General features: G+C 76.8%; 2 protein-coding genes. Both read left to right on the forward strand.

What is annotated here, in order from left to right; genetic code table 11:
• The coding region (locus ADK55_RS39645) for a phosphopantetheine-binding protein (RefSeq protein ID WP_159041320.1) at positions 1-1,860 on the forward strand (1,860 nt) is incomplete at its 5' end.
• Between the two features lie 66 nt (positions 1,861-1,926).
• Entirely contained in the window at positions 1,927-6,474 is a 4,548-nt protein-coding gene (locus ADK55_RS08465) for a type I polyketide synthase (protein ID WP_053676862.1), read from the forward strand.
• The last annotated feature ends 29 nt before the right edge of the window (positions 6,475-6,503 follow it).

Below are 6,503 nucleotides of genomic sequence, written 5' to 3' on the forward strand. Positions count from 1 at the left end.
ATCCCGTACGGGCGGCCGATGCGAAACCAGACCATGTACGTCCTGGACGAGGCGTTCCGGCTGCGTCCGACCGGACTGCCCGGCGCGCTGTTCATCGGCGGCGTGGGTCTGGCCGCGGGCTACCGCAACGCACCGGAACTGACCGCGCGGGCCTTCCCCACGCACCCCGTGACCGGGGAGCGGCTCTACCGCACGGGCGACCTGGCCCGTCTGCTGCCCGACGGCGACCTGGAGTTCCTAGGCCGGCAGGACTCGCAGGTGAAGGTGCGCGGCATGCGCATCGAACTGGGCGAGATCGAGGCGGCCCTCGTGCGCACCGAGGGGGTGCGCGAGGCCGCGGCGCTGGTCGAGGGCCACGGCACAGCCGCCCGCCTCGCGGCCTACGTGGTCCTCGACGCGGCGCGCCCGGTCGCCGACCCGGCGGCGCGGCCGTCGGACACGGCGGTCGGGGCGGGCGTGGAGCCGGGCGCTTCGGGTGTCTTCGGCGCCGAGCAGGCCCGGCTGCTGGAGCGGCGGTTGAGCCAGCCCGGCCGTCGCGCCGACCTCGCGGGGCGTGAGATCCTCCCGTTCGTCCTGCCCGCCGACACGCTCGCCCTGCGGGCGTCGGCCGCCGGTCGGGGCGCGGCCACGTCCTTCGGCGCCGGCCCCGTGCCCGCGGCCGACGTGTACGCGCTGCTGACGGCGCTCGCCCGGCAGGACGACGACGGTGTGCCCCGGTACGCCTTCGGCTCGGCGGGCGGGCTGTACCCCGTGCAGACCTACCTCGCGGTGGCGCCGGGCGGGGTCACCGGGATCCCGGCGGGCGTGTACTACCTCGACCCCGCCGGTCCGGCCCTGGTCTCGCTGGACGCGGGTCCGGACGCCGGTCGGGCGCTGGACCCGGCGCTGTTCTCCGAGGCCAACCGGGCGCTCGTGGCGGGCGCCGGGTTCGGGATCTTCCTCGTCGCCCGCGACCGCGCGGTGACACCCGTGTACGGCGAGCTGTCCGGCGGGTTCTGCCTGTTGGAGGCCGGTGCGATGGCGCAGGTGCTGCGTCAGCGGGCCGCCGACTGTCGTCTCGGGCTCTGTCCGATCGGTGCCGTGCACGCGGAGCCGCTGCGCGCGCTGTTGCGGTTGGAGGAGGACCAGAGCGTGCTGCACACCCTGGTGGGCGGCCCGCCCTCGGGCGCCCCGGCCTCCGGGCCGGCGGACGACGCGCGGGACTGGGCACTGACGCTGCGCGCCGAACTGGCCGCGCGGCTGCCCGGGTACATGGTGCCGCAGCGGGTCGGTGTGATCGACGCGCTGCCGCTGTCGGCGAACGGGAAGGTGGACCGCAAGGCGCTGGCCGCGCGGGCGGTCGCACCGGCGGCGACCCCGCCGGAGGTGGCCGCACCGGTCGCGGCCGAGGTCGCCCCTGTCGAGCGGGCCGTGCTGGTGGCGCGTCCGACGGGCAGCACCATCGACCGGCTCATCGCGTTGTGGCAGGAGGTTCTGGAGGGGCAGGAGTTGGGCATCGACACGAACTTCTTCGAGTCGGGCGCCACCTCCATCCACCTCGTCCGCGTCCAGCGCCGGGTCACCGAGGAGTTCGGCCGGGAGGTGTCGGTGGTCGAGATGTTCGACCGGCCGACGATCCGCCACCTCGCCGACCTGCTCGACCGACCGGAGGCCGACCCGGCACCGGTGGTGCGTCCCGCGACGCGTCCGGCCGATCCGGATGCCGCCACCGAACCGCCCACCGTCACCGGCAGCACCACCGGCACCACTGGCACTACCGGCACCACCGCCGACGAGTCGGTCACCGACCGCAGGCAGCACCACGAGAGGCGCCGCGCCGCCCGCCGGCGAGGCGGCTCCGGCACCTCGCCGGCCAACTGAGACCGACCGGCACCTCGCCGGTCGGTCCGATCCGCGGCCGAGAACGCCCGAAGGAGAAGACACCGCATGACCATTCAGGACACCAGGGAACCGGGATCCGCCGATTCGGCGGACCTGCCGGACGCGATCGCCGTCATCGGCCTCGCCTGCCGGTTCCCCGGCGCACGCGACGCCGACGCCTTCTGGGCGAACCTCGTGGACGGCCGGGAGAGCGTCGGCTTCCGCACACCCGGGGAACTCGCGGCCCTCGGGGTCCCGGCCGAGCGCCTGGCCGACCCCAGGTTCGTTCCGGCGGGCGGTGTCCTGGACGGCATCGACGAGTTCGACGCCGAGTACTTCGGGATCCCGCCCCGCGAGGCGGCGCTCATGGACCCGCAGCACCGGCTGTTCCTCCAGTGCGCGGTGACCGCGCTGGAGGACGCCGGCCTGCGGGCCGAGGGCTTCGACGGTTCGATCGGCGTGTACGCGTCGGCGGGCTTCAACTCCTACCTCACGCACCATCTGTTGCCCCACGCCGGGGAACTGGGCGACCGCGCGGACGTCCAGTGGCTCGCCTCCGGCGACAAGGACTACCTGGCCACCCAGACCTCGTACCGGCTCGGGCTGACCGGACCGAGCATGAGCGTGCAGAGCGCCTGCTCCTCCGCGCTGGTCGCCGTGCACCTGGCGAGCGAGGCGCTGCTCAGCGGCGAGTGCGACGTGGCCCTGGCCGGCGCGGTGTCGGCGGGGGTGGCGCAGGGGCACGGCTACCTGCACTCCGAGGGCGGCATCCTGTCTGCCGACGGACACTGCAGGCCCTTCGACGAGGCCGCCACCGGGACCGTGTTCGGCAGCGGTGTGGGCACGGTCGTCCTCAAGCGGCTCGCCGACGCGGTGGCCGACGGCGACACGGTGCGGGCGCTGCTGCTGGGCTCCGCCGTGAACAACGACGGTTCCCGCAAGGTCGGGTTCACCGCGCCCGGCATGGACGGTCAGGTCCGGGTGATCTCGGCCGCGCAGGCGGTCGCCGGGGTCACCGCCGACGAGGTCTCCTACGTGGAGGCGCACGGCACCGCCACCGCGCTCGGCGACCGCATCGAACTGGCCGCCCTGGCCAAGGTCTTCGGAGCCGACCCCGACGCGGAGCGGGTGCTCGGCGCGGTCAAGTCGAACGTGGGGCACCTGGACACCTGCGCGGGCATGGCCGGATTGATCAAGACCGTGCTCTGTCTGCACCACCGCACCCTCGTCCCCACCGCCCACTTCGAGCGGCCGACCGACGGCCTGGCCGAGACGGGGTTCCGCGTCCTGACGGCGGCCGAGGACTGGTCCCGTCCGGACGGGACACGGATCGCGGGCGTCAGCTCCTTCGGGATCGGCGGCACCAACGCGCACGTGATCCTCCAGGACCCGCCGCCGCTGCCGCGCCCCGCCCGGCCCGCGCCGCAGGCCACCGGGTGGGAGGTGCTCCCGCTGTCCGCGCGCACGCCCGAGGCCCTGGAGCGCGCCGCCGCCCGGCTGGACGACGCGCTCGCCGCGCCCGACGCGCCGGACCTGTCCGACGCCGCGCACACCCTCCAGATCGGGCGCACCGCCCACGCCTGGCGCGCCGCTGTCCCCGTGCCGCGCCGTGGCTCCGCCGGACCGATCGCCGCGGTCCGGCCCGTCCGGGCCGCCGACCGCGAGCCGGACGTCGTCCTGCTGTACCCCGGCCAGGGCGCCGGGGCGCCCGGCCTGGCCGCCGAGGCGTACGAGACGGAACCCGCCTTCCGCGAGGCCCTGGACCGTGCGCTGGAGGCCCTGGAGCCCTGGACGGGGGCGACGCCCCGGGCGCTGCTGCTGGACCCCGCGCACCCGGACCTCTTCGATCGCACCGAGGTGGCGCAGCCGGCGCTCTTCGCCGTCGAGTACGCGCTGACCGCGTGGTGGACGGCCGTGGGGATCCGCCCTGTCGCGCTGGTCGGGCACAGCGTCGGGGAGTTCGCCGCGGCGTGCGCCGCCGGGGTGTTCACGCTCCGGGACGCGGCCCGGCTGGTCGCCGAACGCGGGCGGCTGATGGCGGGCATGGCCCCGGGCGCCATGCTCGCGGTACCGCTCCCCGAACGGGAGACACGGGCGCACCTGGACCGGCTCGGCCGGGAACTCGGTCCCGAGTCGGGGCCGTTGCCGGAGATCGCCGCCGTCAACGCGCCCGACCGCTGTGTGGTGGCGGGTGATCCGGGCGCGGTGGACCGCTTCGCCGCGCTGCTGGCGGACCAGGGGGTGACGGGCCGCCCGCTCGGGGTCCGGCACGCCTTCCACAGCCGGCACGTGGACCCTCTGGTGGAGGAGTTCACGAAGCTGGTGGCCTCGGTGCCCGCCCAGGCGCCGGCCGTCACCGTGGTGTCGACCCTGACGGGGCGCGCCCTGACGCCGCAGGAGGCCCGGTCGCCCGAGTACTGGGCGCGGCAGATGCGGCGGACCGTACGGTTCGCGGACGCGCTCGCCGCCCTGCCGGAGGGAGCCGTGCTCGTCGAGGCGGGCCCCGGGCAGGCCCTGTCGGGGTTCGCCCGACGGAGCCCGGGGGCCGAGCGGCCCGTCCTGCCGTCCCTGTACGCCCCGGACCCCGGCGCGGCGCGGGGCGCCGACCGCGCTCCGGCCCGGTTGACGGCCGTCGCCGGGCTGTGGGAGCGAGGGGTGCCCGTCGACTGGCCCGCCCTCGGGGAGCGGGCGGGACGACGGCGCGTGCCGCTGCCCGGCTACCCGTTCGAGCCGGCCCGGCACTGGTTCACGCCGACGGCTGCCCCTCGCGGCGACCGGTCCCTTCCCGGGGCGTCGGAGCCCGCGGGCACCGCTTCCGCCGGGGGCGTCGACGGCTCCGCGTCCGGGGGTTCGGTCGACGAGTGGCTCCGCGTGCCGTCCTGGTCGCAGGCGGCGCCGCCCGCCGCCGACCCGCACGGCGCTCCCGGGACGGTCCTGCTCCTGGCCGACGAGGCCGGGTTGGCCGACCGGATCGCCGCGCGGCTCGTCCGGGCGGGCGCCGAGGTCCACACCGTACGGGCCCTCCCCCGCAACCCCGCCGCCCCGGTCCGCGCCGGCGGCTCCACCCCCGGGCGGTTCGTCGACCCCGAGGACCCCGGTGCCTTCACCGCGCTGGTCGGTGAGCTGGCCGGCCGGGGCCACGTGATCGACACGGTCGTCTCCTGCTGGGCGGTCGATTCCCCCGACGCGGAGCACGCCGACCCCGACGAGGTGGCGCGGGGCGCCCTGCTCGCCCTCACGTTGCCCGCCGAGCTGGCGCAGGCCCTCAGCGGCGCCTTCCCCGGCCGACCGGTACGGATGCTGCTGGTCAGCGACGGGGCCCACGGTGTGCAGGGCCGTACTCCCCGCTCCCCGCAGGTCGCCACGGCCATGGGTGCCGTACGCGCGCTGCCCGGCGAACTGCCCGGGTTCACCCTGGGCGCCCTCGATCTCGACTGCGCGCCCCACGACGCCCCGGCGCTGGAACGCGCCGCCGACGCGGTCCTCGTCGAGCTGCGCGCGGCGGGGCCGGCGGCGCCGCTGATCGCCGTCCGGGGGCGGGCTCGTCTCGTGCCCGGCTGGGAACGGCCCGCGCTGCTCCCCGGGGACGAGGCGTCGGCTTCGCCCGTCACGGCCCTTCCGGGCGGCAGTTGGCTGGTCACCGGCGGTCTCGGCGGCATCGGCCTGGCCGTCGCCGGGCGCCTCGCCCGGGACGGCGGGCGCACGCTGCTGCTGATGGGCCGACGCCCGGTGCCGGACGGTCCGGGCTGGACCACGATCCGTCCCGCGGGCGCCGCGCCGGCCGCCGACTGCCCGCCGGAGCAGGCCCGGGCCCTGGCCGAACTGACCGGGCACGGGGCGGCCGTCTGCCTCGTGCAGTGCGATGTCACCGATGCCGGGGAACTGGAGTCCGCCCTCGGGCGGATCCGCGCCGCGCACGGCCCGATCGCCGGGATCGTGCACGCGGCGGGCCTGCCCGGGGGCGGCACGATGGCGTTGCGGACCCGGCGGGAGGTGGCCGGGGTGCTGGCCCCCAAGGTGCGCGGGACCCTGCTGCTGCACCGGTTGACGGCCGACGACCGCCCGGCCGTCGTGCTGTGTTCCTCGGTCCTGTCGGTCACCGACGCCGCCGGGCAGGCCGACTACAGCGGCGCGAACGCCTTCCTCGACAGCTACGCGCACACCGACGACACCCTCGTGTCCATCGGCTGGGACCGCTGGTCGCAGACCGGGATGGCGTTGCGCCACGCCCTCGGGAACACCCCGGACGAGGCGGGCGAGCCACTGGACCACCCGCTGTTCGAGGCCCGTCACACCGGCGGGGACGGTTGGACCGCGCTGAGGCTGCGCACCGGCCCGGACACCGACTGGCTGTCCGCGGAACACCGGCTGTCGGACGAGCCCGTGTTGCCGGGCACGGCGCTCCTCGACCTCGTCGTCGCGGCGCACGCCCTGGTGGCGGGTCCGGGGGCGGTCGAGCTGGACGCCGTGTTCACCCGGCCGCTGTGGCTTCCGGAGGCCGACCCGGCGATGGTGACCGTACGGCTGCGTCCCGCGGCGGGGGGGGGGGCCGACCTGGTGGGGTGCTCGGCCGCGGCCGCCCCCCCGCACGGCCCGGGCCGGGGCGCCCCGTAGGACCGCCCCCCCCCCCCGCCGGCGGGCCC

The sequence above is a fragment of the Streptomyces sp. WM4235 genome (assembly GCF_001279725.1).
GTDB lineage: Bacteria > Actinomycetota > Actinomycetes > Streptomycetales > Streptomycetaceae > Streptomyces.